General features: G+C 63.2%; 2 protein-coding genes. Both read left to right on the top strand.

Annotated elements, in window-relative coordinates:
- Nucleotides 1–212, top strand: a 212-nt coding sequence (locus AC1D00_RS44810) for an HPr family phosphocarrier protein (RefSeq protein ID WP_477015175.1), incomplete at its 5' end; no start/stop codon positions are given.
- A 5-nt stretch (nucleotides 213–217) separates the two neighbouring features.
- Nucleotides 218–508, top strand: a 291-nt coding sequence (locus AC1D00_RS44815; protein ID WP_477015176.1) for a phosphoenolpyruvate-utilizing N-terminal domain-containing protein, incomplete at its 3' end; no start/stop codon positions are given.

Raw genomic sequence — 508 nt, forward strand, 5'->3', positions numbered from 1 at the left:
AGCTCACGCAGTGTGCGAAGAGGTTTGCCGCAAAGATCGAACTCGCCCTCTCTGGAGACGGGCCTTGGACGGATGCCAAGAGTCCGGTCAAGGTGATGCGTGTAAAAGCTCCGCAGGGGGCGACGCTGCATTTCCGGGTCACCGGACCGGACGGAGAGGTGGCGCTTGCTGCCGTGCTTGCGCTTGTGCATGACGGTTTCGGTGAGGCTTAACAGCAGTGGCAGAGATCCAACTTATCGGCCGTGCCGCATCGCCGGGCCTCGCGTTCGGGCCGGTCGCCGTGCTGACTGCGGCCGTGGCCGGGCGAATGGCGAGCGAGGATCCGGAGCAGGAGGCTGCAGCGCTTCGGTCGGCGATTGAGGGGGCGAGGGCGGAACTCGCCGAGCAGATCAAGACGATTCAGAGTGAGGCGGCAGACATTCTGGAGTTCCAGGCCGCCATGCTGGAGGACGATGCACTAACAGACACGGCATATGAACTTATCGCGATCGGGATCACTGCCGACCAT

Source organism: Bradyrhizobium sp. P2_E8, from assembly GCF_056403875.1.